Source organism: Kitasatospora sp. NPDC032757 (assembly GCF_055579305.1).
Genome location: NZ_JBVINN010000009.1, coordinates 67,884 through 94,863, shown reverse-complemented (window position 1 = coordinate 94,863; position 26,980 = coordinate 67,884). Strand labels below are relative to the sequence as shown.

Genomic DNA, 26,980 nt, shown 5'->3' with positions numbered 1-26,980 from the left:
CCGTGGACCACCTCTCCCTGCCCCGTTCCGCAGGGATCCGTCTCCTCCCTCGGCCGAGGCCAGGGATCTCCATGGAGGTATCCGATGACCGCGCATCCATCCGCCCCGTCCGCCCCTGCGGATCACCAACGGGAGCCCACCACGCAGTCCGCGCTCCCGTTCGTCCTGGCGGCGGACGCGCCGGGCACACCGGTGTCCGACGTCCTGCCCGCCGCCCGTCCGCTGATCCGCCGACGGCTCCTGGAGCACGGGGCGGTCCTGCTGCGCGGATTCGAGGTGGGCGGGGTGGACGGGTTCGCGGGCGTGGTCCGGGCGGTGTCCGGGGAACCGCTGGCCTATGCCGAGCGCTCCTCGCCCCGCAGCACGATCAAGGGGCAGGTGTACACCTCCACGGACTACCCGCCCGCCGAGGAGATCTTCCTGCACAACGAGAACTCCTACCAGGCCGACTGGCCGCTCACGCTGTTCTTTTCCTGCGTGCGCCCGCCGGACACGCGCGGCGCGACGCCGCTCGCCGACACCCGCCGCATCCACCGGTCGATCGACCCCGCGGTGCGCGAGGAGTTCGCCGCCCGCGGCTGGATGGTCGTGCGCAACTTCACCGACGGCTTCGGGGTGCCCTGGCAGCAGGCGTTCAACACCGACGACCGTGCCGAGGTGAAGCGGTACTGCGCCCGCAACGGCATCGAGCCGCAGTGGACCGGCGAGAACGGCCTGCGCACCCTCGCCCGGCGCCAGGCAGTGCACCGGCACCCGGTCACCGGCGAGACCGTCTGGTTCAACCACCTCGCCTTCTTCCACGTGAGCACGCTGGCCGCCGACGTGTGCGCCGGGCTGCGGGAGATGTACGACGAGGAGGATCTGCCGACCAACACCTACTACGGCGACGGCGCGCCCATCCCGGACGAGGTCGTGGCGCACCTGCGCGCGTGCTACCGCGCCGAGCAGCGTCGCTTCGACTGGCAGCTCGGCGACGTGCTGGTGGTGGACAACATGCTGGCGGCCCACGGCCGTGAGCCGTTCACCGGTCCACGCAAGATCGCGGTGGCCATGGCCGAGCCCTGGTCGGCTGCGGCCGTCGGCGGCCACCGCTCCGACGCGCTCGGGGAGGCCTCCGATGGGAACCGATGAGGCGGGATACTCCCTGTCCTTCGCCCAGGAGCAGCTCTGGTTCGTCGACCAACTCCGGTCCGGCGCCTCGACCGAGTACCTGTCGAACCAGACGCTGCGGCTGCGCGGCCCGCTGGACCCCCGCGCGCTGTCGGCCGCGCTCTCGCAGATCTCCGCGCGGCACGAGATTCTGCGCACCCGCTACGGCACCGTGGACGGCGCCGGGGTCCAGATCGTCGACGAACACGCGCCGGTGGAGCCGCGCCCGGTCGACCTGCGCGAGCTGCCGGCCGCCGACCGGGACGCACGCCTGCGCGAGCTGGGCCACGCCGAACTGACGACCCCGATCGACCTGCGCACACAGGCACCCTGGCGGCTGACGCTGGTGCAGCTCGGGCCGGACGACGCGGCCCTGCTGGTCACCGTCCACCACATCGCCTTCGACGGCTGGTCCTGGTCCGTGCTCGCCCGCGAACTGCAGGACTTGTACGAGGCGTTCCGCTCGGACCGGCCGTCCCGGCTGGAGCCGTCGACGCTGCAGTACGCGGACTTCGCCCAGTGGGAGCGCGACCGTTGGGAGACGGCCGGCGAGGTGATCGAGCGCCAGCGCTCCTACTGGCGCGCGCGGCTGGCCGGACTGGAACCGCTGGAACTCTCCACCGACCACCGGCGACCGGACCAGTGGGTGTCGACCGGGGCCGACCTGACCTTCACCGTGCCGCGCGAGCTGGCCCTGCGCCTGGCCGAGCTCGGCCGGCACCGCGGCGCGACGCCCTTCATGCTCTACCTGGCCGCCTTCCAGGTGCTGCTGGCCCGCCACTCGGGGCAGCAGGACGTGGCCGTCGGGGTGTCGGTGTCCCGCCGCGAGCCGGCCGCTCTCGAACAGCTGATCGGCATGTTCCTCAACACCGTGGTGCTGCGCGCGGACCTGTCCGGCGGCCCGTCCTTCACCACTCTGCTGGCGCAGGTCCGCGAGACGGTCCTGGACGCCCACGAGCACCTGGACGTGCCGTTCGAGCGGGTGGTCGCCGACCTCGCGCCGGAGCGGGACCTCTCCCGCAACCCGGTGTTCCAGGTGGGCTTCGCCCTGCACACCGTCGCGCCGCAACCGTTCCAGCTGACGGGGCTCGAGGTCACCGCGGACGAAACGGCGACTCCCAGTTCCGCCTTCGACCTCTCCCTGCACCTCACCGAGCGCCCCGACGGCTCGGTGAACGGCCGGCTGATCTACCCGACCTCCCTGTTCAAGCTCCCCCGGATCGCGCGGATGGCCGAGCACCTGCTGCGGCTGCTGGGCGACATCGCCGACCGGCCGGACGCCCCCGTACACCGGCTGGAACTCCTCGCCGAGGCCGAGCTGGGGCAGTTCGAGGGGTGGAACCGCACCGACGCCGCGTCGCCGGAACTCTCGCTCCCCGAGCTCTTCCGCGCCCAGGCCCGGGCGACCCCGGACGCGGTGGCGGTGGTGTCCGGGGACCAGGAGCTCGGCTACGCCGAACTCGCGGACCGAGTACGGCGCCTGGCGCTCCACCTGCGCACCCGGGGGGTCACCCGTGAGACGCCGGTCGGGGTGGCGCTGCACCGCGGCACGGACCTGGTCACGGCGCTGCTCGCGGTGCTGACGGCGGGCGGTGTGTACGTCCCGCTGGCGCCCGAGTACCCCGTCGACCGGCTGGCGTACATGGTCGCTGACGCCGACGTCGAGGTCGTGCTGACCGAGGAGTCGCTGCGGGAGCGGCTGCCGGCCGACCTGCGGGTGGTGACGCCGGACGACGCCTGGCTGACGGGCGACGCCCCGGCCCCCGATGCCGGACTGCCCTCCGTCCAGGACACCGACGGGGCCTACGTGATGTACACCTCCGGCTCGACGGGCCGGCCCAAGGGGGTGCTGATTCCGCATACCGCGATCCGCAACCGGGTGCTCTGGTCGGTCGAACGGTACGGGCTCGGCGCCGGCGACCGGCTACTGCAGAAGACCACGATCGGCTTCGACGCGGCGATGTGGGAGTTCCTCTCGCCGCTGGTCTGCGGCGCCACCGTGGTGATGGCCCCCCAGGAGGCACACCGGGACCCGACCGTGATGATCCGGGCGGTCGCCGAACACGGCGTCACCGTCCTGCAGTTGGTGCCCTCGGTGCTGCGGCTGCTGCTGGCCGAGCCCGAACTGGCCGGCTGCGCCTCGCTGCGGCTGGTGTGCTCGGCCGGCGAGCCGCTGCCGGCCGAACTCTGCGAGCGGCTGCGCGCGGTGGTCGACGTCGAGGTGTTCAACACCTACGGCCCCACCGAGTGCGCCATCGACTCCACCGCCTGGCGCTACGAGGGCGGCGGGGGCGAGGGCATCGTGCCGATCGGCCACCCGCTGACCGGCGTGCGGACCTATGTGGTGGACCGCGACGACGCCCTGGTGCCGGTCGGCGTCCCCGGCGAGCTGTGCGTGGGCGGGATCGGCCTGGCGCGCGGATACCTGGGCCAGGGCGCGCTGACCGCCGAGCGGTTCGCCCCCAACCCGTTCGCGGCCGGACCCGGCGAACGTTGGTACCGCACCGGCGACCTGGTGCGCCGCCGTGAGGACGGCGCGCTGGAGTTCGTCGCCCGCGTCGACGAGCAGGTCAAGGTGCGCGGGGTGCGGATCGAACCGGGTGAGATCGAGGCCGTGCTGACCGCGCACCCCTCGGTCACCGCCGCCGCGGTGACCACCCGCCGCTCGACGGCGGGCGACCTCGAACTGCTCGCCCACGTCGTACTCGCGGACGGCGACGAGGACGGCGAGCCGGCCGGAACGGACGAGATCCGCGCCCACCTCGCGGCCCGGCTGCCGGAGGCGATGGTGCCCTCGGTCGTGCTGCTCCTGGACACGATGCCGCTGACCCCCAGCGGCAAGGTGGACCGGCAGCGGCTGCCCTCACCCGAGGAGCGGGACCGGCCGGCGGGCGGGCGGTGGACCGCCCCGCGCACCCCGGCGGAGGCCGCAGTCGCCGCGCTGATGGCCGAGGTCCTCGAAGTGCGGCAAGTCGGCGCCGAGGACGACTTCTTCGCGCTCGGCGGCCACTCCCTGGTGGCCATCCGGCTGGTCCTGCGGCTGCGCCGGGACTTCGGCATCAAGCTGACGGTCGGCGAGCTGTTCAGCGCCCGCACCGTCGCCGCGCTGGCCGCCCGGATCGACGCCGCCAGCTCCGAGGGTGACGGGCCGGGCGTGCGGCCGGTGCCGCGCACCGGGGAGCTGCCGCTCTCCTTCGGCCAGCAGCGCATGTGGTTCCTCGACCAGCTGGAGCCAGGGAGCGACGAGTACCTCGTCCCGCTGGCGGTGCGCCTGCGCGGCCCGTTGGACGCCGAGGCGCTGCGGCTGGCGGTGGACGCCACCGTCGCTCGGCACGAGGTGCTGCGGACCCGCTACCTCGCCGACGACGGCAAGCCGCGGCAGGTGATCGACCCTGCGGGACCGGTCCCCTTCGAGCTGGTCGACCTCAGCGGTACGCCGCAGCCCGAGGAGCGGGCGCTGCGACTGCTGGCCCAGGCCGCCGGCCGGGCCTTCGACCTGGCGGCCGAGTGGCCGCTGCGGGTCACGGTGGTCCGGACCGGGCCCGAGGAGCACCTGATGGTGCTGACTTTGCACCACATCGCTTGCGACGCCTGGTCGATGGGCCCCTACCTGCGCGACCTGGACCAGGCCTACCGCGCGCTCGCCGCCGGCGAGCCGTCACCGCTGCGCCCGCAAGCCGTCCAGTACGTGGACTTCGCCGCCTGGCAGCGGGGTCAGCAGTCCGCCGGCGAGACGGCCGGGCAGCTCGACTACTGGCGTGAGCGGCTGGCCGGACTGGAGCCGCTGGAGCTGCCGACCGACCGGCTGCGCTCCGCCGTCCGCGACGCACGCGGCGACCTGTTCGACGTCGAATTGCCGCAGGCGCTGGGCCGGGAGGTCGCGGAGCTGGCACGCCGGCGCGGTGTGACACCGTTCGTGCTGATGCTGGCCGCGTTCCAGGTGCTGCTCGGCCGCTACACCGGTCTCGACGACGTCGCGGTCGGCACCCCGGTGGCCGGGCGGACCAGGCCGGAGACCGAGGAGCTGGTCGGCTTCTTCACCAACAGTCTGGTGATCCGCACCGATCTGGCGGGCGACCCGGTGTTCGGTGAGTTCCTCGAGCAGGTGCACCGGGTGTCCGCGGAGGCGTTCAGCCACCAGGACGTGCCGTTCGAGCACCTGGTCGACGCGCTGAAGCCGGACCGCGACCTCTCGCGCAACCCGCTGTTCCAGGTCATGTTCGAGCTCCAGCACCAGGAGGGCGACCTGACCGCGCTCGGCGGGGCGGCCGTGGAGAGCATCGAGACCGGCCCGGCCGTGGCCAAGTTCGACCTGACGGTGAGCGTCACCCAGCACGGCGACGGGCGGCTGCGCTGCTGGTTCGAGTACGCCACGGCGCTGTTCGACCGGGCCACCGTCGAGCGGCTGGCCGGACACTACCTGACCCTGCTGCGCAGCATCGTGGATGCCCCGGACGCACGGCTGAGCGCCCTCGCGATGCTCACCGCCCCCGAGCGGCACGACCTGCTCACCGTCTGGCCCGACCCGGACGGGGAACGGCTGGCCGCGCTCGACCCTGCCGAGCAGCACGGGCTGTGCGTGCCCCAGCTGATCGAGCACCAGGTCCGGCTGACGCCGGACGCGATCGCGGTGGTCTTCGGGGACCAGCGGATCAGCTACGCGGAGCTGAACGCGCGGGCCAACCGGTTCGCCCGCCGGCTGCGCGCGCTGGGGGTCGGACCGGAGACGGTCGTCGGCTCGTGCCTGGAGCGCAGCCCGGAGGCGGTCGTGGTGCTGCTGGCGGTGCTCAAGGCGGGCGGGGTCTACGTCCCCTTCGACCCGAGGCATCCGGCGCAGCGCCTGGAATTCATGCTCGCCGACGCCGGCGCCGAGGTCGTGGTCACCTCCACCGAGTTCGCCGACCGGCTCGGCGGCGGCGGTGGGCGGCTGCTGGTGCTGGACAAGGAGGAGGCGGCCGCGGGGCAGGGCTCCTCGGCCGACCTGCCCGCGCAGGCCGGTCCCGGCAACCTCGCCTATGTCATCTACACCTCGGGCTCCACCGGCCGTCCCAAGGGGGTGATGATCGAGCACCGGTCCTACGCCCAGCACTGCCGGGTGATCGCGGACGCCTACGGCATCGCGCCGGGCGAGCGGGTGGTCCTGCTGTCCGCCCTCACCTTCGACGTCGCCATGGACCAGATCGCGGCGACCCTGGTGGCCGGCGCGACCGTCGTGGTCGGCGACCCGGTCTTCTGGACGCCCGCCGAACTGCCGGCCCGACTGGCCGAGCACGAAGTGACGATCGTCGAGATCACCCCCGCCTACTACCGGGCGATGCTGGAGTCACCCGAGCTCGGCCGGTTGACCTCGCTGAAGCTGATGAACGTCGGCAGCGACGTGGTCACCGTGGCCGACGCCGAGCGCTGGGCGGACAGCGGCCTTCCCGGGCGGTTCCTGTGCAACTACGGGCCGACCGAGGCGACCGTCACCTGCCTGCTGCACCCGGTGGGCGACACCCGGCCGCCCGGGCAGCAGTCCGCCGCCCTGCCGATCGGACGGCCGGTCGCCGGCACCCGGGCCCACGTCTTGGACGCCGACCTGCGGCCGGTGCCGGTCGGGATCGCCGGCGAACTCTGCCTGGGCGGGGTGCGGCTGGCCCGTGGCTACCACCGCCGGGCCGCCCTGACCGCCGATCGCTTCGTGCCGGACCCGCTGGCCGTCGAACCGGGGGAGCGGCTCTACCGCACCGGTGACCTGGTCCGCCGACGGCCGGACGGCGCGATCGAGTTCCTCGGGCGGATCGACCGTCAGGTCAAGGTGCGCGGGCTGCGGATCGAGCTCGGTGAGATCGAGGCGGCGCTGGCCGCACACCCCGCGGTGCAGGAGGCGGTCGTCATCGCCGTCGAACCACTGCCCGGGGACCGCCGGCTGGCTGCCTACCTGGTGGCCCGACCCGGCGACACCGTACCGGGCATCGGCGAACTCCGCTCTCACCTCCGGGAGTTGCTGCCGGAGTATATGATCCCGTCGCTGTGGGTGACGCTGGTGGACCTGCCGCTGACGCCGAGCGGCAAGGTCGACCGCAAGGCGCTGCCGGATCCGGTGTCGGCCGGGGCGGCCGGCGGGCGGGAGTACCAGGCGCCCCGCGACCCCGTCGAGGAGGCGCTGGCCGGCATCTGGAGCGAGCTGCTCGGCGTGGAGCGGATCGGGGTGCTGGACGACTTCTTCGCCCTCGGCGGCAACTCGCTGCTGGCCACCCGGGTCCTGGCGGGGATCCGGACGGCGTTCGCGGTCGAGCTCCCGCTGCGCCGGCTGTTCGAGGCCACCACCGTGGCCGCCCTCGGGCAGGCGGTGTCCAAGGCCGTCGAGGACGACATCGCCGAGCTGACCGACGACGAGGTCGCCGGGCTGCTCTCCGAGGAGGGTGCGTGATGACCGGGACCGCCTGACCCCGCGCCGGACCGCGTCGAGCCCCGCTCGTCACCGACGACGAGCGGGGCATCGCACGGTGGTTCAGCCGGCCGCCGCCACGGGTTCCGGCGCGTGCAGCTCGGCCAGGCTCGGCGCCTTGCGGATCGCGGGGCTGACGCTCGCGGCGACCGCGAGAAAGAGCATCCAGCAGGACAGCACCGCCACCGTGGCACCGGCACTGATCCAGCGCAGCAGCAGACCGCCGACCAGCGAGCCGAGCGGGATGGCTCCGAAGGCGATCATGCGTGCCGCGCCCTGCACCCGGCCCAGAATGCGATCCGGCGTCACTGCGAGCTGGTAGGCCACCACCACCACGTTCCACACCGGGCCGACGAAGCACATCAGCGCGTACACCGCCCCGATCAGATAGGGGTCGTGCACCACCAGCAGCACCGGGACCACCAGCGCCCACGCCCAGTTCGCCCCGATCACCACGGTCCTCATCGACAGCCGGCGCTCCAGCGCGGGCGCGGCCAGCGAACCGAGCACCCCGCCGACCGCGGCCACGCCGAACATCACACCGACCGCGCCCGACGAACCGCCGTCGGCGCGGGCGATCACGATGACGGTCAGGAACAGCGCCTGGAACAGCAGGTTGCTGCCCGCGACCAGCAGGGTGGTCACGCGCAGGAAGGGCTGGCGCCACAGCCAGGAGATCCCGGCGGCGAGCTCCGTGGTCAGCCGACCCGGCCGGTCGGCCGGCTCGGCCCGGAAGTCCTTCCTGATCATCAGCAGCGTGGTCAGCGACACCGCGTAGCTGACCGCGTCGAAGAGGAACGGGATCGCCCTGCCGAGCCCGAACAGCAGACCGCCGAGCGGCTGGCCGAACACAACGGCTCCCCGGGTGCGCGCCTCGTTGCGGGCCAGCGCGAGCGCGTACTGCGAGGGGTCCACCAGGGTGGTCACGGCCGCCGCCTCGGCGATCCCGAAGCACACCGTGAGCGTGCCCTCGATGAACCCGACGACCAGCACGTGCGCCAGCACCAGCCGGTCGGCGGCCAGGGCCAGGGCCAGGCTGCCGATGGCCAGGCCGCGCAGGACGTCGCACCAGATCATCACCCGTCGCCGGTTCCACCGGTCGACCAGCGCGCCGGCCGGGAGCTGGAACAGCAACTGCGGCAGGAGCGCGACGAACCCGGTGAACCCGGCGCTGGCGGGCGAGCCGGTGAGGTAGAGGACCAGCAGCGGATAGGCCACCGTCGTGGCGTTCGAACCGAGTTCGGACACCACCGCGCCCTGCCAGAGCAGCAGGAAGTCCCGGTTGTGCCGCAGCGGTTGCACCTTTTTTGTCATGCGCCGATGCTGCGCGGGCGCGAACGGCCGGGAGCAGAGAAGGACCGGCAGTCACGCGCGCAGTCACAGCCGTGCGAAGTGTGCCGTAGTGACTCTGCCGACGCCGGCCGCCCACCCGGCAGGCTGAGGCCCAGCCCACCCCCCAGTTCCTGGTTGACCACCGCAAACACAGGAAGGCCCAGATGAGCACGAGCTCCACTGCCCGCGCTGAGTTGCTGCAGCGGCGCCTGCGAGGCCTGACGAAGGCGAAGCACAGCGACGAGATCGCCACGGTGTGCCGAGACGGCTCGTTGCCGCCGTCGTTCGCGCAGCGCCGCCTGTGGGTGCTCGACCAGATCCAGCCGGGCGGCACCGAATATCTGATGGCGTTGCAGCTCAGACTGCCCGGCCCACTGGACGAGGAGGCGCTGCGGCGTGCGCTGGACGAGATCGCCGCCAGGCACGAGGTGCTGCGCACCCGGTACGTGACGGTGGACGACGAGCCGCTGCAGGTGATCGACGCGCCCGGCGCCGTCGCCTACACCCGGGTCGACCTGTCCGGCAGCGACCGGGACGCCGCCGAGCAGCGGTTCGCCGAGCTGGTGGCCGAGGCCGGCGAGCGGCCGTTCGACCTGGCCGGCGAGCAGCCGATCCGGGCGCTGCTGGTCCGTCTGGCCGACGACGAGTGCGCTCTGCTGCTGACCCTGCACCACATCGCCTCCGACGGTTGGTCGGAGTCGGTCCTGCTGTCCGAACTGGACCGGCTGTACTCGGCTTTCGCGGCCGGTCTGCCCTCCCCGCTGCCCCCGCTGCGGGTGCAGTACGCGGACTTCGCCGCCTGGCAGCGCGAACGGCTCTCCGGCCCCCGGCTCGCCGAGCAGCTCACCTACTGGCGCTCGAAGTTGTCCGGCCTGGAGCCGCTCCGCCTGCCGACCGACCGGCCGCGCGGGCCGGTGCGCGACGCCGCCGGCGCCGAGGTCTCCTTCGAGCTGCCGAAGACGCTCGCCGAGGCCCTGGTCCGGCTGGGCCGGGAGCACGGCGCGACGCCGTTCATGGTCACACTGGCCGCCTTCCAGCTGCTGCTCGGCCGGTACTGCCGGCAGAGCGACGTGGCGGTCGGCACCCCGGTGGCCGGGCGCAACCACCCCGACACGCACGAGTTGATCGGCCTGTTCGTCAACACGGTGGTCCAGCGCACCGATCTGTCCGGCGACCCGTCCTTCGTGGAGCTGCTCGCCCGGGTGCGCGAGGACGTGCTGAGCGGCTTCGAGCACCAGGACACCCCGTTCGAGCTGCTGGTCCAGGAGTTCGCGCCGGAACGGGACGCCTCCCGCACCCCGCTGGTGCAGGTGACCTTCCAACTGGTCGATGCCGAGCCGGCCGGGTCGCCCACCGGTCTGGGCGGCGAGCAGCGGCCGGTCGACTGGGAAACCGCGAAGTTCGACCTCAGTCTCGGCCTGGTCCGGCGGCCGGACGGCTCGATGGTGGGCCATCTGGAGTACGCCACCGCGCTGTTCGACCCGGCGACGATCCAGCGGATGGCCGGCCACTACCTGCGGCTGCTGGAGGGCGCCGTGGCCGCGCCGGAGCACGCGGTGAGCCGCTTGGAGCTGCTGACCGCTCCCGAGCGCGAGCAGTTGCTCACCGACTGGGCCGGGACCGGCTCCACCGAGCCGGTCCGGCAGAGCATCCCCGAGGTGTTCCGGAGCTGGGCCGAGCGCACCCCCGACGCGGTCGCGGTGAGCTGCGACGGCGCCGACCTGACCTACGCCGAGCTCGACGCCAGGAGCAACCGGCTGGCCCACCGGCTGCGCTCGCTGGGCGTGCGGACGGACCAGCTGGTCGGCGTCCGCCTGGAGCGCGGCCTCGACCTGGTGGTGGCCCTGCTCGGCGTGCTCAAGTCCGGGGCCGGCTACCTGCCGCTCGACCCGGGACAGCCGGCCGAGCGACTGGCCTACATCCTGGCCGACTCCGAGGTGTCCGTCGTGGTCAGCCGGGAGCCGGCCGGCGACGCGGTCGCCACGGTGCCGACCGACGCCCCGGCGGGCGACTGGCCGGACACCGCCCCCGCCCCCGCCGCGGGTGCGGGTGCGGACAACGTGGCCTACGTCATCTACACCTCGGGCTCCACCGGCAGGCCGAAGGGCGTGCCGGTGACCCACGCCAACGTGCTGCGGCTGCTACGGTCCTGCGAGGCCGACTTCGGCTTCGGCCCCACCGACGTGTGGACGCTCTTCCACTCCTACGCGTTCGACTTCTCGGTCTGGGAGCTGTGGGGGGCGTTGCTGCACGGCGGCCGGGCGGTCGTGGTGCCGTTCGCCGTCTCCCGCTCCCCGCAGGACTTCCTCGAGCTGCTGGTCGCCGAACGCGTCACCGTTCTCAACCAGACGCCCTCGGCCTTCCGGGTGCTGGGCGAGGCGGTGGCCGAGGCCGGGCTGCGGCCGGACGCTCTGGCGCTGCGGACCGTGGTCTTCGGCGGCGAGGCCCTCGACGTGGCCGAGCTGGAGCCGTGGTTCGCCCGGTTCGGCGACAGCGGCCCGGTCCTGGTGAACATGTACGGGATCACCGAGACCACCGTGCACGTGACGTACCGCCCGCTGCACGCGGCCGAGGCGGCCGGGACGCGCCCGAGCCCGATCGGCCGGCCGCTGCGCGATCTGCGCGTCTACCTGCTGGACGACGACCTCAACCTGGTGCCGGCCGGCATGCCCGGCCAGGTCTTCGTCTCCGGCCCCGGGCTGGCCCGCGGCTACCTCGGCCGCCCGGCGCTGACCGCGGAGCGATTCGGCCCGGACCCGTACACGACGCAGCCGGGGGCGCGCATGTACCGCACCGGCGACGTGGCGCGCTTCGGGCCGGGCGGCGACCTCGAGTTCCTCGGCCGGGCCGACGACCAGGTCAAGATCCGCGGGCACCGGATCGAGCCGGGCGAGATCGAGGCGGCCCTCGGCCGGCTCCCGGACGTCGACAAGAGCGTGGTGCTCGCTCACCGGCGCAGCGGCGAACGCGAGGCGCGGCTGGTCGCCTACCTCACGGCCGGGGCCGGCCGCCGGATCGATGTGGCCCGGCTGCGCGAGGACCTCGGCCGGGTCCTGCCGGCCTACATGGTCCCCGCGGTCTTCGTCCCGCTGGACACGCTGCCGGTGACGGCCAATGGAAAGACCGACCGCCGGGCGCTGCCCGATCCGGACGCGCACCGGGCCCAGGCCGACGACGAGTACGTCGCGCCCCGGACCCCGGTCGAGCGGACCGTCGCGGAGACCTGGGCCGAGGTGCTCGGGCTCGAACGGGTCGGCGCGCAGGACAACTTCTTTGCCTTGGGCGGCGACTCGATCCGCGCCATCCGCGTGGTCGGAGCGCTGCGCCGGCGAGGGGTCGAACTGACCGTGCAGAACCTGCTGGTGTACCAGAGCGTCTCGGCCCTCGCCCGGTTCGCGCAGTCGGCGGGCGCGCAGGCGACGGCAGCGGACGCCGGCGGCGTGGAGGAGCAGCGGGTCGAGCCGTTCGCCCTGCTGAGGCCGATGGACCGGGCGAAGCTGCCGGCCGGCCTGGCGGACGCCTACCCGATGTCCATGGTGCAGGCGGCCATGGCCTACCAGATGGTCTCGGACCAGGACGACAGCCCGTACCACAACATCACGCTGTTCCCGTTCCTCGACGACGCGCCGTTCTCGCTGCCCGCGATGCGCGAGGCGGCGCGGCTGCTGGCCGGCCGGCACGAGATCCTGCGTACCAGCTTCGATCTCACCGGCTTTTCCGAGCCGCTCCAGCTGGTGCACGCCGGGGGCACCATCGAGGTCGGCTACGACGACCTCCGCACGCTCGGCGCCGAGGAGGCCGAGCAGACGCTGCGGCGGTTCACCGCGGACACCCGGCGCAGCCCCTTCGACCTCGGCCGGGCGCCGATGCTCAGCTTCCACGTGCACCAGACGGCCGAGGACCGTTGGACCTTCTCCTTCATCGAGTGCCACGCCATCCTCGACGGCTGGAGCCACCACTCGCTGCTCGATGAGCTGATGACGGACTACCGGGCGCTGCGGGCCGGCCGCGAAGCGGCCGCTCCCGGCACGCACACCGTGCGCTTCGCCGACCACATCGCCCTGGAGAAGCGCTCGCTGGAGTCCGCCGAGGACCGCGCGTTCTGGCGCGAGCAGGTCTCCCGATTCGACCGGGTCGAGCTGCCGGTCGCCTGGGCCGCCGCCCCGGACGGCGGGGAGGCGCCGTACCAGACAACGGTGCTGTTCGAGGATCTGGAGCCCGGCCTGCGCCGGCTGGCGGCCGCCGCCGGGGCCCCGCTCAAGAGCGTGCTGTTCGCCGCGCACCTGAAGGTGCTCAGCGTGATCAGCGGCAGCGACCGCTTCCACACCGGCCTGGTCTGCAACGGGCGGCTGGAGACCGACGGCGGCGACCTGGTCCGCGGCATGCACCTGAACACCCTGCCGCTGGGGGTCGAGCTGACCGGGTCGAACTGGACCGAGCTGGTCGGCCAGGTCTTCGCCGCCGAGGTGGCGGCCTGGCCGCACCGCCGGTTCCCGCTGCCGGAGATGCAGCGCGAGTGGGGCGGCGGCACGCCGCTGGTCGACATCGCCTTCACCTACCTGGACTTCCACGTCCTGGACACCCGGCCCATCGAGTCCGCGAAAGTCGTGGACGTCAGCCCGAACGAGTTCGGGCTGGACGTGTGGACCTTCCCCGGCGTGCTGTACGTCTCCGGTCGGCCCGAGCGGATCAGCCGCGCCAACGGGCAACGGCTGGCCGGGCTGTACCGCACGGTCCTGGAGAGCATGGCCGCCGACCCGGCCGGCGACTCCCGCCACAGTGCCGTGGACGAGCGTGAGAGGTCCCTGCTGCTCTCCTTCGCCGCCGGTCCCGACACCGCCTACCCCGAGCTGTGCCTGCACGAGCTGTTCGAGCAGCAGGTCTCCCGCACCCCGCAGGCGACCGCGCTGCGGTGCGCCGACGGCACGACCGTCGGCTACGCCGAACTCAACGCCAGGGCCAACCGCCTGGCCAGGCGCCTGCGTTCGCTCGGCATCGGCCAGGAGTCCCGGGTCGGCGTGCTGCTGCGGCGGGGACCGGAGCTGGTGGTCGCGCTGCTCGCCGTGCTCAAGGCCGGCGCCGCCTACCTCCCGCTCGATCCGGCCCACCCGGCGCAGCGGCAGGCCACCCTGGTCGCCGACACCGAAGCCCGGGTGGTCGTCACCCAGAGCGAGCTGACCGGCCTGCTCGCCGACTGCCCGGCCGAGCGGTACCTGGTCGACGCCGACACGGCGGTCGCCGACCAGTCGCCGGAGAACCTCGAGCGGACCGCCACACCGGACACGCTCGCCTACGTCATCTACACCTCGGGCTCGACCGGGACGCCGAAGGGCGTGATGATCGAGCACCGCAACGTGGTCAACTACGTCTGCTGGTGCCTGGGCGGCTACACCCCGCTGGGCGGCACGGGCGCACCGCTGTACTCCTCGATGGCCTTCGACCTGCCGGTCACCTCGCTGTTCCCCGCCCTGCTGTCCGGCCAGCCGGTCATGCTCGTCGAGGACGACGGGACGCCCGGGATCGACGCCCTGGTCGCGGCGCTGGAGCAGGGCGGGTTCGGCATCCTCAAGCTGACCCCCTCCCACCTCGCCCTGCTCAACCAGTCGCTGTCACCCCAGGGCCTGCGCACTGCGGCGGGCCGGCTGATCGCCGGCGGCGAGGAGCTGACCCGGGAGAAGGTCTCCCGCTGGGCCGAGTTCGCGCCGGACACCGTGGTGGACAACGAGTACGGTCCGACCGAGACCACGGTCGGCTGCTCCCACCTCGAAGGCACCGCGGCCGACCTCGAAGCGGGCGTGCTGCCGATCGGCCGGCCGTTCTCCAACACCACGATGCGGGTGCTCGACCGGACGATGGAGCTGGTACCGGTTGGCGTGGTGGGCGAGTTGTACATCGGTGGCGCGCAACTGGCCCGCGGCTACGTGGAGCGGCCGGGCCTGACCGCCGAGCGCTTCGTGCCCGATCCCTACGCCGCGGTGCCCGGCGGGCGGCTCTACCGCACCGGGGACCTGGCCCGCTACCGTGCCGACGGAGTGCTGGAGTTCGCCGGCCGCGTCGACCACCAGGTGAAGATCCGCGGCTTCCGCATCGAGCCGGGCGAGGTCGAGGCCGCGCTGCGCCGGGAGGCCGAACTGCGCGAGGTGGCCGTGCGCGTGCACACGACGCCGAGCCACGAGCGGGAGCTGGCCGCCTATCTGGTGCCGGCCGACGGGACCGAGCTCGACCCGGTCGCGCTGCGCGACCGGCTGGCCCGGATCCTGCCGGCCCACCTGGTGCCGTCCAGGTACCTGGTGCTCGACAACCTGCCGATGACCCCGAGCGGCAAGGTGGACCTGGCCGCGCTGCCGCGGATCGACGAGGCCACGACCACCCGGCCCTACCGGGCGCCGCGCACGGCTGTGGAGAACATCCTGGCCAGGGCCTGGGCCGAGGCCCTGGGAGTGGCCGAGGTCGGTATCGACGACAGCTTCGCCGAACTCGGCGGCCACTCCATGACCGTGATGCGGGTGATCGTCAAACTCCGTGCCGAGCACGGCTACCGGCTGTCCTTCCAGGACTTCTACCGGCACCGGACGGTGGCCGAACTGGCCGTCGCGGTGACGGACGCGAGGGCCGACACCCCGTCCGGCTCGCAGGCCGCGGACTCGATCGTGTGGCTGCGCCGGGCGGGCACCAAGCCGCCGTTGTTCTGCATCCACCCGGGCAGTGCGCACTGGTTCGCCGAACTCGCCGAGCACCTCCCGGCCGACCAGCCGGTGGCCGCGTTCGAGTGGCCCGGGCTGACCCGGCCGTGCCCCGCCCCGGAGAGCGTCGAGCAGATCGCCGAGCTCAACCTGGCCGAACTGCGGCGGATCGCCCCGACCGGGCCGTACCGGCTGCTCGGCTGGTGCGGGGGAAGCCAGATCACCAGTGAGATGGTCAGGCGGCTGCAGGCAGCCGGCGAGGACGTCACCTTCATGCTGCTCGATCCCGCTCTGGACACCTACGAGCGGGAGAACATGCACGACTTCGTGCGCAGGTTCCAGTACGCCGAGGCGGTGCTCGCCGAGCTCGCCGAGGCGAGCGGGGAGCGGATCGGCGAACTCCAGCAGGAGGCGGTGACCGTCCTCACCAAGATCATCGATGAGGGTGAGGTGGACCCGCCGGTGCCCGGGGACCAGTTCTGGCCCTCCCGGGTCCGGGTCTGGCGGGAACTGCTGCAGACCCGGCTCGACTACCGCCACACGCCCGTCCCCGCCCGGCTGCACCTGCTGGCCGGCGACGAACTGGCCGCCGGCGAGCACGAGGTCGCGGTCGGGGTGAGCTTCACGGACTTCACCGCCCGGTGGGCCGAACTGGCCACCGAGGGGATCGAGGTCCACCGGGTGAGCGGCAACCACCTCGGTGTCCTGCGCGCGCCCCACGTCGCGGACGTGGCCGAGCTGCTGACCAGCCTGTTCGAGAGCGACACCACGGCGAGCAAGAGGGATGTGAAGTGATGCCGACCATACTCACGGCCGACTCGCAGCTGGGCGTGGTGGCGCTGGACCCGGGCGTCGCACCGGCCCTGGAGGCGGTCGCCGCGGCTCTGCTGCCGGTGGCCGACGGGCGCGTCGACGACGTCCGGTGGCTGCGCGAGGCCGGTCGACGGTGGCACGAACTGCCGCTGGCGCTGCGCAGGTCCCTCTCGGCCTTCCGGCGCGACTCCGGACCCACCGGGGCGCTGCTCGTCCGCGGCCTGCCGGTGGACCAGGAGCTGCTGCCCGACACGCCGATGGTCAGCGGCTCCGTCCAGCGGGAGGCGACCATCCCGGCGGGCGCGCTGATGCTCGTCACCAGTGCGCTGGGCGACCCCATCGCGTTCCGCCCGGAGAAGTCCGGCGCGATGGTGCAGGACGTCGTGCCGGTGCCGGGCAACGAGGAGTTCCAGGGCAACGAGGGCTCGGTGCTGCTGGACTTCCACACCGAGAACGCCTTCCACCCGTACCGGCCGGACTACGTGCTGCTGCTGTGCCTGCGGGCCGACCACGAACGGGTGGCCGGGCTGCGGACCGTGTGCATCCGCCAGGTCCACCGGCTGCTCGGTGAGGACCACCGCGCGGTGCTGTTCAGACCCGAGTTCGTCACCAGCCCGCCGCCGTCCTTCGGGGCGGGGACGACACAGCCGCAGCCGCACGCGGTGCTCAGCGGCGCGCCGGACGACCCGGACATGGTGGTCGACTTCGCGGCGACCGAGCCGCTGACCGAACGGGCCGCAGCCGCCCTGCGCGCGTTGCAGTCCCTGTTCGGCCGCCACGCGCTCACCCACCACCTCGTCCCCGGCGACCTGGCCATCGTCGACAACTCGGTGACCGCGCACGGCCGGACCGAGTTCACCCCGCGCTACGACGGGCGGGACCGCTGGCTGCAGCGCTCGTTCGCGGCACGCGACCTGCGCCGCTCGCTCTCCCACCGGCCGGGCGACGGCCATGTGCTGCTCGGTTAGCGGCCGACAACCTGCAGGCGATCGTGTACGGGGTGCGCACCTCGCTCACGGCCACCGGCGGCGCGCCCGTCCCCGCCGCGCGTGACCTGCGGAGCGTCGCGGACCCCGGCGGCCCGCCGGGCGCCGTGGCGTCCGGCGCCGGCCGTGGTGAGGCGTTCGGGCAGGCCGACTTCCAGAAGGCCTACCTCTGAGAAGGCCGACCCCTGACCGGACGTGCACGCGTGGTTCCGGGGCAGGTGGAGGTCCGCCCGGCTCGCCGGGCGGACCTCCACCCTTGCCCAGCTCGAACGCTGGCGTTGCTCGGGCCTGTTACCTGCTCCCGACGGGCTGTTCCTGGGGCGGGCCGGCACCAGCACCTCCTACCCGCAGGAAGTGAACGACCTCGCCCGCGCGCTGGCGCGCCGGCACCGGCCCGGCCGCCGGCTGGACGACACGGTCCTGCTGCCTTCTTCTGTGACAGCGCCCAAATTCCGGAACTCCCACTGAAGTTGGCACTGGTCAGGACGTACTTCCCACACCGGCAACGCCATCGCGATGAGGTGGCCAGGATCGCGGACGCCGTCCCTGACGACCCCGGCTCCGGGCAGGACATCTTCTACGACCGGGCGGAGGCCGAAGCCGTCCTCGATGTCAAGGAAGGTGGAATGGCAATCCGGAAGATGCGCGCGAACTTGCGCCGGCTGCCCGATCTCGCCCGCGCCTCGCGGGAAGAGGCCGATGAACGCCTGGTCGGCGTGCTGACCCACCTCAACTCACCCCGCCTGCCCGAGGACGATCTCGTCATCATGCGCGACCTGGAGGCCGCGATCGACCTGGACTCCGACGAGTTCAGCCTTGCCCGACTCGCCGTCTGGGAGTACGCGGCCACGACTCACGCGGGCCAGATGGGCCGCTTCGAGGAGACGAATGGTGAGGAACGCTTCGATATGCTCTGCGACACTCCGCTGGACGAACTCCACCGTCTGCGGGACGAAGTGGTTACTGCGATGCAGGAGACCTGGCGGCGCGCCACCGGCGGACGCCGAGACGCCCTGGCCATCGACACCGTGTCGATGGCCAGGAGCGCCGCATGCGCGCTCGCCGAATGGACCACGGCCCGACAGGTCCACCCGGAAGGATCCTCGTTCGCCGACATCCACTTCACCGACAGCCTCCTCGACCTGGCCCGCGCCACCGTCCCCGCGTGGCTGCTGAACCGCGCCGACCGCCAACGGGCCGCGATTCCGCCGGTCGATGAGGCGGGCGAAGGACGTGCGGCGTTCATCGCCCGCACCACCGGGGCCACCGGCCGGCGGCGCCGCACCCGCTGATTCCTGCCGGAGCGCCGGCGGGCTCTGCGGAACACCCGCAACCCACAGGAAATGGAGGGGTGCCGGAGACTCTGCAGCAGTCCTGCCGGGATGCCAGGGCCGGTTGTGTCAGCGTCTCGTGAGCGCGCTCCCCGTACGGCAGGAAACCGGTGGAGGGTGATGTCTTCGCTCCGGCTGCCACAGCCGAGGGAAGCCCCGGAAGCGTACGAATCCCCGTGCCTGGTCGACGGGGAGCCCGCCGATCAGGGGTTCTACCCCCCGGCACCGGCGAAGTGCGGCAGGTCCGAGACATGGGTCAGTAGTTCAGGTCGAACACGGCAGTGACGGGTGCGTGGTCTGACCAGCGTTCGGCGTGGGTGGCGGCGCGTTCGATGTAGGCCTCGACGGCCCTTTCGGCCAGGGCTTTTGTAGAAACAATTAGGTCTACTCTCCAGCCGGTGGACGCGTTTTCCGAAAGCGTCCACCGGTTCGAGTGCGGGGGTGTTCGAGGGTGTCTGCCGGCCTGGACGGTAGAGGGCTTCCCGTGGGCCGCATGACGGCGTTGTCGCCGGTTGCGGCGGTGGGTTCTCGTGTGCCGGACACGCACGGGGACGTGGGGCACGGTGTCGCAGCAAAAGCCGGTTGCCTCGGCCCCGGTCACCTTCGGGCGTCGCGGCGTCGGCGGTCGGGCTGGAGAGGTGTGTTCCACCACGGGGTGTCCGGTCCGGCCGTCAGGGTCACCGTGCGCGCCTCGCGGACGACGTCACGCAGGGCGGCCAACATGGTCTCGTCCCGCCGGGCAGCCGACCAGGCGAGGACTGCGTTGCACGGGGACAGGTCGGCGACTTCGACATAGCGAATGCCCGGGCGCGGGAAGAGCTGGGCGGCGGTGCCCGCCACGAAGGCGATGCCGTGGCCGAGGCCGACGGCGGCGACGATGGCCTCGAGCGTCGTCGCGCCGTGATCGGTGTAGCGGACGGCGGTGCCGTCGGGGCGAGGGTCCGCTGCCCAGTAGTCGCGCCAGGTCCGAGGGATGTGCTCCGCGAGGCTGATGGTCGGGAGGCCGGAGAGCTCGGCCAGGGCCACGCGATCACGGTCGGCGAGCGGATGGCTGTCGGGGAGGCAGACGAGCCGGGGTTCCGTGGCCACCTCCATGGCCTGGAGGCCCGATGGTACGGGCCCGAAGCACAGGACCGCGTCAACCCGCCCCTCCAGAAGGGCGTGCGCCTGATCGGCGAAGCTCACCTCCAGGAGTTCGACCTTCAGACCGGGGTGGCGCTCACGGGTGCGTTCGACGATCGCCCGAAGAACGGGAAGCGAGGTGACGTATGCGCCGAGTGTGAGCCGTCGTCCCGAGAGTTCCCCTGCCCACGTGGCCGACTCCGCGGCCTGCCGAAGCTTGTCGGCGGCGTCCACCATCTCCCGCACATGGGGCAGGAGGTCCTCGCCGGCCGCGGTGAGGACCACACGCCGGGTGGATCGATCGAGGAGGGTAAGGCCGAGAGTCTCCTCCAGTGCCTGGATCTGGCGGCTGAGCGCCGACTGGCTGATGAACAGCCGCTGGGCAGCGCGGCCGAAGTGCAGTTCCTCGGACAGGATGAGCAGCAGCCTTAGCTGATGCATGCTCGGATCGGATGCTCTGCCCCTGGCCATGCATAAAAGGCTATCAAACCCGTGCATCAATGCATCATTGATCACTTCCGCAGCGAGCCATGGGTGGACGAGACTCGGTGCAGGGGCCGACAGGCTCAAATGTCCTGCCATCAGGTGAAGTTGCTCCCCGCGTGAACATTTCTGGCTGCCCGCTCGGCGGCATCCGGCCGACATGGCCGCAGCAGCCGGAGTGGCCTGTAGAAACCGCGCGGATCAGCGCGTCCCGTCACTTTCCACGACCGTCGAGGAGTTCCATGTCACGCCCGAACGGCGTCCCCCGGCCCTGCGCCGGGGATGCCGCCTCAGCCGTCCCACCAGCATGCCGGCGCCGGCGCGCCGGCATGCTGCGCAACACCGCGGTCGCCCTGGCCGTGGTGCTCGCCGCGGAGGCCGCCGCCGTCATCATGACGACCGGTCAGGCCGTGGCTGTCGCCCCGGAGGCGCCGGTCCCTGAGCCGGCGAAGGCGCTCGGTCCGGCCGAGGCCGAGGACGTCGCGACCGCGCACCTGAAGGCCCGGCTGGAGAACCGCCGGATCGAGGTGACCGGCGAGCGCGCCGAGTCCACCACCACCTGGATCAACCCGGACGGCACCACCACCCTCGACCTGGCTTCCGGCCCGGTCCGGTTCAAGGACGGGTCCGGGGTCTTCCAGCCGGTCGACGTGTCGCTGGCCAAGCAGCCGGACGGCTCCGTCAAGGCCAAAGGCCATCCGCTCGGCCTCTCCCTGGCGGGCGCCACCCCGGCCGGCGCCGCGTCGAAGTTCAAGGCGGCCGGCGCCCCGGCCGGCAGCGAACTGGCCCCGGCCGTCCCGTTGGTGTCGCTGGACAACGGCAGCGGCGTGAGCATGGCGCTGTCCTGGCGCGGTACCCTGCCGGCGCCCACCGTGGACGGCACCAGAGCCCGGTACGAGAACGCGCTGACCGCCACCGACCTGGTGATCGAGTCGACCCGGACCGGCTTCGAGCAGTTTCTGGAGCTGAAGGACCGCTCGGCCGTCGCGGCCAACGGCAGTGTCACCCTCACCCTGGACGTGGCCGGCCTGACGGCCCGACACAACCCGGACGACTCGGTCTCCTTCCTCGATTCCAAGAGCGGGGAGGAGAAGGGCCGGCTGCCCGCGCCGGTGATGTGGGACGCCCAGGTCGACGAGCGCAGCGGCGACCACAACCGGACCGCCCCGGTCGGCCTGAAGGTCACCCAGCACGGCGACGCCGTCGACCTCACGCTCAGCCCGGACGCCGGGTTCCTGAACGACCCGAGGACCCAGTACCCGGTCACCATCGACCCGGCCGTCAACATCGGCGTCGGCTTCGACACCTTCGTCCAGCAGGGCTACGCCACCGACGTGTCCTCGCAGACCGAGCTGAAGCTGGGCAACAACGGCTCCGGCCAGATCGCCCGCTCCTTCCTGCAGTTCCCGATGTCCAAGATCAGTGGGAAGCAGGTCACCGGTGGCAAGCTCAACCTGTGGAACTTCCACAGCTGGTCGTGCACCGCGAAGGGCTGGGAGGTCTGGGACACCGGTACCCCCACCACCGCCACCCGGTGGACGGCGCAGCCCACCTGGTTCCACAAGTGGGCCACCTCCACCGCGACCAAGGGCTACTCCAGCTCCTGCAACGACGGCTGGGTGAACCAGGACATCACCGAGCTCGTCAAAGCCTGGGCGGCCAACGGCAAGCCGGTGAACTCCCTGGGCATCCGGGCCACCGACGAGAGCGACCCGTACGGCTGGAAGAGATTCAACTCCGGCAACGCGTCCTCCAACACGCCGTACCTGTCGGTGACCTACAACACCCCGCCGGCAGTCTCCACGCTGGTCTCCCCGGCCGACGGCGCGGTCACCGGCGATGCCACGCCGGCGCTGTCGGCGAAGGCGACCGACCCCGACGGCGGCAACGTGCTGCTGGACTTCGAGGTCTGGGCCTCGAACGGCACCAGCGCACTGCAGTCCGGCCACACCGCCTACGCGGCCTCGGGTTCGACCTTCACCTGGACACCGGGCACCGCGCTGCCCGCCGGCGGCTACAAGTGGCGTTCCCGCTCCTGGGACGGCACCGCCAACAGCGCCTGGTCCGCCTTCCGTTCGTTCACCGTGGACACCACCGCGCCGGGCGCGACCACTATCGCCTCCGGGGACTTCCCGGCCGGCCAGTGGTCCGGTACCCCGGACGGGAACGGTGACTACAGCGCCACCTTCACCTTCACCCCGCCGACCGGCGACGTGAAGGACATCCAGTACAAGGTGGACGGCGGCACCTGGGTCACCGTGCCGACCACCGGCACGCCGGTCAACGCGACGCTCACCTTCAAGGCGGGCGCGCACACCGTCATCGCGCACAGCCGGGACGCGGCGGGCAACGTCTCCGCCGACCGGACGTACACCTTCTACGCCGGCAAGGGCGCCGCCCTGACCGCCCCCGGCACCGGCGAGCGCACCGCCCGCCGCACCACGCTGGCCGCCGAGGGCCAGGGCACCGCGACCGGAGTGCGCTACCAGTACCGCCGCGGCGAGACCGACGCCTGGCAGGACGTCCCGACCGCCAACGTGACCACCACCGACGGCAAGCCGGTGAGCGGGTGGCCCCTCGCGGCCCCGGAGGGCAAGCCGGCGACGCTGACCTGGAACGTCACCGACACCCTGGCCGAGAACGGCCCGGTGGACGTCCGCGCGGTCTTCACCGACGGCACCGCAACCGCCGCCACCGCCGCGACCGAGCCGAACACCATCACCGTGGACCGCCGGGCCGGTGACGCCCCGATGGCCAACGTCGGCCCGGGCCAGGTGAACGTCCTGACCGGTGACCTCGTCCTCTCCGCCACCGATGCCGAGGGCTTCGGCCTGACCGCCGAGCGCTCCTTCTCCTCCCGCGGGCCGCTCAGCGGCGCGGCGCAGGAGGGCCAGGCGGCGATCTTCGGCCCGCAGTGGAGCTCCGGCACCACCGCCGAGATCACCGACGCCGACTACGCCTACGTCCGGCAGACCTCGCCGACCTCGCTGTCGGTGGTCTCCGCCGACGGTGCCGAGGTCGGCTTCACCGCCACCGGCGCCGGCGGCTGGAGGCCCGAGCCGGGTGCCGAGGGCCTCACCCTGACCGGCGCGCTCACCGGTGCCTTCACCCTGAGGGACACCGCCGGCACCACGGTCACCTTCGCCAAGGTCGACCCGTCCGCCATCACCTGGCAGGCCTCCACCTCCTCGCTGCCCAGCGACAACTCCACCACCTCGCTGGTCTCGGAGAAGGTCGTGGCCGGCGGCAAGACCCTGGCCCGCCCGAAGTACGTGGTCGCGCCGACCTCGGCGACCGCCTCAAACTGCGCCGCCGTGCCGTCCACGGCCGGCTGCCGGGTGCTGGAGTACGTCTACGCCGACACCACTACAGCCGGCGCGTCCGCCTTCGGCGACACGGCCGGCCAGGTGAAGCAGATCCGGCTCTGGTCCACCGACGCGGGCGCCACCGCCGCCACCCCCGTCGTCGTCGCGCAGTACGCCTACGACGACCAGGGCCGGCTGCGCGAGGTCTGGGACCCGCGGATCAGCCCGGCGCTGAAGACCGCCTACGCCTACGACGCCTCCGGCCGGGTCACCACCGTGACCGAGCCCGGCGAACTGCCGTGGACCCTGGAGTACGGCAAGGCCGGCAACGCCGCCACCGCGGGCGACGGCATGCTGCTCGCCGCCTCCCGGCCCACCCTCAAGCAGGGCAGCAAGGACGTCACCGACGGCACCGCGACCACCTCGGTGGTCTACGACGTCCCGCTGAGCGGCGCCAACGCCCCCTACCCGCTGGCGCCCTCCGACGTCGCCGCCTGGGGCCAGAGCGACGCCCCGACCGACGCCACCGCCGTACTGCCGCCCGACGCCGTCCCGGCAGGCCACGACGGCAAGGCACTCGGCACCGCCGCCTACGCCCGCGCCAAGCTGACCTACACCAACGCCTCCGGACGCGAGGTCAACACCGCCACCCCCGGCGGCGGCATCACCACCACCGAGTACAACGCCTACGGCAGCCCGGTGCGGACCCTCTCCGCGGAGAACCGCATCCTCGCCCTGGCCACCACCGGCGCCGGCCTCGCCAAGCTCCAGACGCTCGGGATCGCCGGCCGCTCGACCGCCGACCGCGCCCAGCTGCTCTCCTCCGCCTCGGTCTACTCGGCCGACGGCAAGCGCCTCACCGAGCAGTACGACCCGATCCGGCTGGTCACCCTGGAGCACGACCTGGCCGCCTCCGGCAGCAGCCCTGCCCTCACGGCCGGCGCCGAGGTCGCGGCCCGCGCCCACACCGTCACCGCCTACGACGAGGGCCGCCCGGCCGACGCCGCGGTCAGCGACCGCGCGACGTCCAGCACGGTCGGTGCCCGGATCGACGGCTACACCGCCGACGCCGACGCCGACACCCGCACCACCGCCACCTCCTACGACTGGGCCCAGGGGCTGCCCACCCGGTCCGTGCAGGACCCGGCCGGCCTGAAGATCACGACGGCCACCGGCTACGACGCCGGCGGCCGGGTGACCGCGCAGAGCCGCCCGAACTCCAACGGCTCGGACGCGTCCACCACGGTGACCGCGTACTACGGCCCGAACGGCTCCGGCGCGTGTGCCGGCCACCCCGAGTGGGCGGACCTGGTCTGTTCCACCGCCCCCGCCGCGCAGATCGCCGGCGGCGGCGCCAACCCGCTCCAGCTGCCGACCAAGACCTACCAGTACGACCGCTGGGGCAACGTCACGGTCATCACCGAGGTCGCCAACGGCGCCACCCGGACGACGACCCGCAGCTACGACGCCGCCGGCCGACTCGTGAAGGCCACCGTCAGCGGCGGCACCGGGACCGCCGTCCCGGACACCGTCTTCACCTACGACCCGGCCACCGGCGAGCCGGCCACCACCGGCAACGGAAAGGCCACCATCACCCAGGCCTACGACAGGCTCGGCCGCCAGGTCGCCTACGACGACGGCGCCGGCAACGTCACCACCACCGAGTACGACAAGCTCGACCGGGTGGTCAAGAGGTCCGACTCCGTGCCGTCCACCACCACCTACGGCTACGACACCGCCAAGGACCCGCGCGGCCTGCCCACCTCGCTCACCGACTCCGTCGCCGGCACCTTCACCGCCGCCTACGACATCGAGGGCCGGCTGCTCACCCAGACCCTGCCCGGCGGCAACACCCTCACCAACACCTACGACAGCCGGGGCATCCAGACCGGCAAGACCTACACCAACCAGGCGGGAGCGGTCCTGCTCGCCGACAACGCGGACCACACCGTCCACGGACAGCAGGCCGGCCGCACCCAGTCCGACGGCAAGAGCACCACCGTCACCTACACCTACGACGCCACCGGCCGGCTCCTCAAGGCCGCCGACACCACCGGCCTTGCCTGCGCCACCCGGACCTACACCTTCGACAAGAGCAGCAACCGCACCAACCGCACCACCACGACCGACGACTGCGACCCGGCGACCAACGACACCGTCAACAAGACGGAGAACCACGGCTACGACACTGCCGACCGCCTCACCGACACCGGCTACGTGTACGACGCCTACGGCCGCACCACCGCCCTGCCCAAGGGCACCCAGCTGAGCTACTACACCAACGACCTGGTGCGCACCGAGACCCTCGGCGACACCCGCAAGACCTGGGACCTCGACGCCTCCGGCCGCCTCGCGACCAGCACCACCGAGACCGGGGGCACCGACGGCACCTGGGCGGTCACCGGCCTGTCGACCAACCACTTCGACGGCGCCACCGACAGCCCCGCCTGGTCCAAGGACGCCGCCGGCCGGCTGGTCCGCCACGTCCAGGACCTCACCGGCCAGCTCACGGCCGCCACCGGCCCCGACGGCGGGGCGGTCCTGCTGCTGACCAACCTGCACGGTGACGTGTCGGTCCAGCTGTCGCCCGACGGCACCCAGGACCTCGCCGTCTACCACTACGACGAGTACGGCAGCCTGGTGGACGCCACCGGTTCGACCGAGTACGGCTGGCTCGGCGGCGCGCAGCGCGAGGCCGACGAGCTCTCCGGCCTCACCCTGATGGGCGTCCGGGTGTACGACCCGACCACCGGCCGCTTCCTGCAGACCGACCCGGTCCTGGAGGGCTCGCCCAACGCCTATGGCTACCCGGTCGACCCCATCACCATGGACGACCTGACCGGCATGAACTGGCAGAAGAAGTGGACGGTGTACTTCAGCCGGGCCGAGGGCAACACCATCGGCACCCTGCTGTACGTCTCCGGCAAGATCGGCCAGGGCATCTCGAGGATCACGGGGAGGCTCCCGCACTGGGCCGCCAAGGCCGCCGCGGCCTTCCTGCGGACCGTGGCCTTCCTCCTGAGGCGGGTCGGCAAGCAGTTCCTCAAGGCCGCCAACAAGCGTGGAAGCCACGGGGTGAAGTTCGTCTTCGGAATCTGGAACTCCAGCCACTGGTGGGTGCCGGACCGCCCGATCTACCGGGTGCACGCCCGGTACTGACCGAAGACCGTGCTCGACCGGCCGGCCCGGGGTACGCCCTCGGGCCGGCCGGTCGTGGTTCCCTGGTGTGCTGTGGTGTCACCGCAGGCGGGCGATCGCCCGATCAGGGCTTACAACAGCGGCGGCAGGGCCTCCTGGTGCGCTCAAGGTCTCGACAACCCCGAGCCGCACCCAGAGGCCCTGCCTT

Annotated in this window: 9 protein-coding genes and 1 pseudogene; 7 read left to right on the top strand and 3 right to left on the bottom strand. The window is 72.5% G+C overall.

The window, feature by feature from the left end; genetic code table 11:
• Positions 1–84 precede the first annotated feature (84 nt).
• Both ACZ5WK_RS14160 and ACZ5WK_RS14155 read left to right on the top strand, forming a co-directional pair.
• Positions 85–1,131 carry a TauD/TfdA family dioxygenase gene (locus ACZ5WK_RS14160; RefSeq protein ID WP_465547601.1) on the top strand — a complete coding sequence of 349 codons (1,047 nt, stop codon included), beginning with the start codon at positions 85–87 and terminating at the stop codon, positions 1,129–1,131.
• Positions 1,118–7,561, top strand: coding sequence for an amino acid adenylation domain-containing protein (locus ACZ5WK_RS14155; RefSeq protein WP_465547600.1), 6,444 nt, complete (start codon positions 1,118–1,120; stop codon positions 7,559–7,561). The genes ACZ5WK_RS14160 and ACZ5WK_RS14155 overlap by 14 nt, the downstream gene beginning before the upstream one ends.
• An 81-nt stretch (positions 7,562–7,642) precedes the next feature.
• Here ACZ5WK_RS14155 and ACZ5WK_RS14150 read toward each other — a convergent pair whose 3' ends face one another.
• On the bottom strand, positions 7,643–8,893 hold the full coding sequence (locus ACZ5WK_RS14150) for an MFS transporter (protein WP_465547599.1): 1,251 nt from the start codon (positions 8,891–8,893) through the stop codon (positions 7,643–7,645).
• Positions 8,894–9,075: 182 nt separating this feature from the next.
• Between ACZ5WK_RS14150 and ACZ5WK_RS14145 the strand changes: the two genes are divergently transcribed.
• The 4 genes from ACZ5WK_RS14145 to ACZ5WK_RS14130 all read left to right on the top strand — a co-directional run bounded on the left by ACZ5WK_RS14145 (position 9,076) and on the right by ACZ5WK_RS14130 (position 18,685).
• Positions 9,076–16,389, top strand: coding sequence for an amino acid adenylation domain-containing protein (locus ACZ5WK_RS14145; protein ID WP_465547598.1), 7,314 nt, complete (start codon positions 9,076–9,078; stop codon positions 16,387–16,389).
• Positions 16,389–17,375, top strand: coding sequence for a TauD/TfdA family dioxygenase (locus ACZ5WK_RS14140; RefSeq protein ID WP_465547597.1), 987 nt, complete (start codon positions 16,389–16,391; stop codon positions 17,373–17,375). Before ACZ5WK_RS14145 ends, ACZ5WK_RS14140 begins: the two co-directional genes overlap by 1 nt.
• A gap of 32 nt (positions 17,376–17,407) precedes the next feature.
• The gene (locus ACZ5WK_RS14135) at positions 17,408–17,566 is read left to right on the top strand and encodes a hypothetical protein (protein WP_465547596.1); all 159 of its coding nucleotides are present in this window, start codon (positions 17,408–17,410) and stop codon (positions 17,564–17,566) included.
• 348 nt (positions 17,567–17,914) lie between these two features.
• The gene (locus tag ACZ5WK_RS14130; protein ID WP_465547595.1) at positions 17,915–18,685 is read left to right on the top strand and encodes a hypothetical protein; all 771 of its coding nucleotides are present in this window, start codon (positions 17,915–17,917) and stop codon (positions 18,683–18,685) included.
• A gap of 295 nt (positions 18,686–18,980) precedes the next feature.
• Here ACZ5WK_RS14130 and ACZ5WK_RS14125 read toward each other — a convergent pair.
• Both ACZ5WK_RS14125 and ACZ5WK_RS14120 read right to left on the bottom strand, forming a co-directional pair.
• A pseudogene (locus ACZ5WK_RS14125) lies at positions 18,981–19,127 on the bottom strand (exodeoxyribonuclease III); the annotation flags it as partial.
• A 194-nt stretch (positions 19,128–19,321) separates the two neighbouring features.
• Positions 19,322–20,317 carry a LysR family transcriptional regulator gene (locus ACZ5WK_RS14120; protein ID WP_465547594.1) on the bottom strand — a complete coding sequence of 332 codons (996 nt, stop codon included), beginning with the start codon at positions 20,315–20,317 and terminating at the stop codon, positions 19,322–19,324.
• Between the two features lie 341 nt (positions 20,318–20,658).
• Between ACZ5WK_RS14120 and ACZ5WK_RS14115 the strand changes: the two genes are divergently transcribed.
• A complete protein-coding gene (locus ACZ5WK_RS14115) occupies positions 20,659–26,793 on the top strand; it encodes a DNRLRE domain-containing protein (protein WP_465547593.1) in 6,135 nt (2,044 codons plus the stop codon).
• The last annotated feature ends 187 nt before the right edge of the window (positions 26,794–26,980 follow it).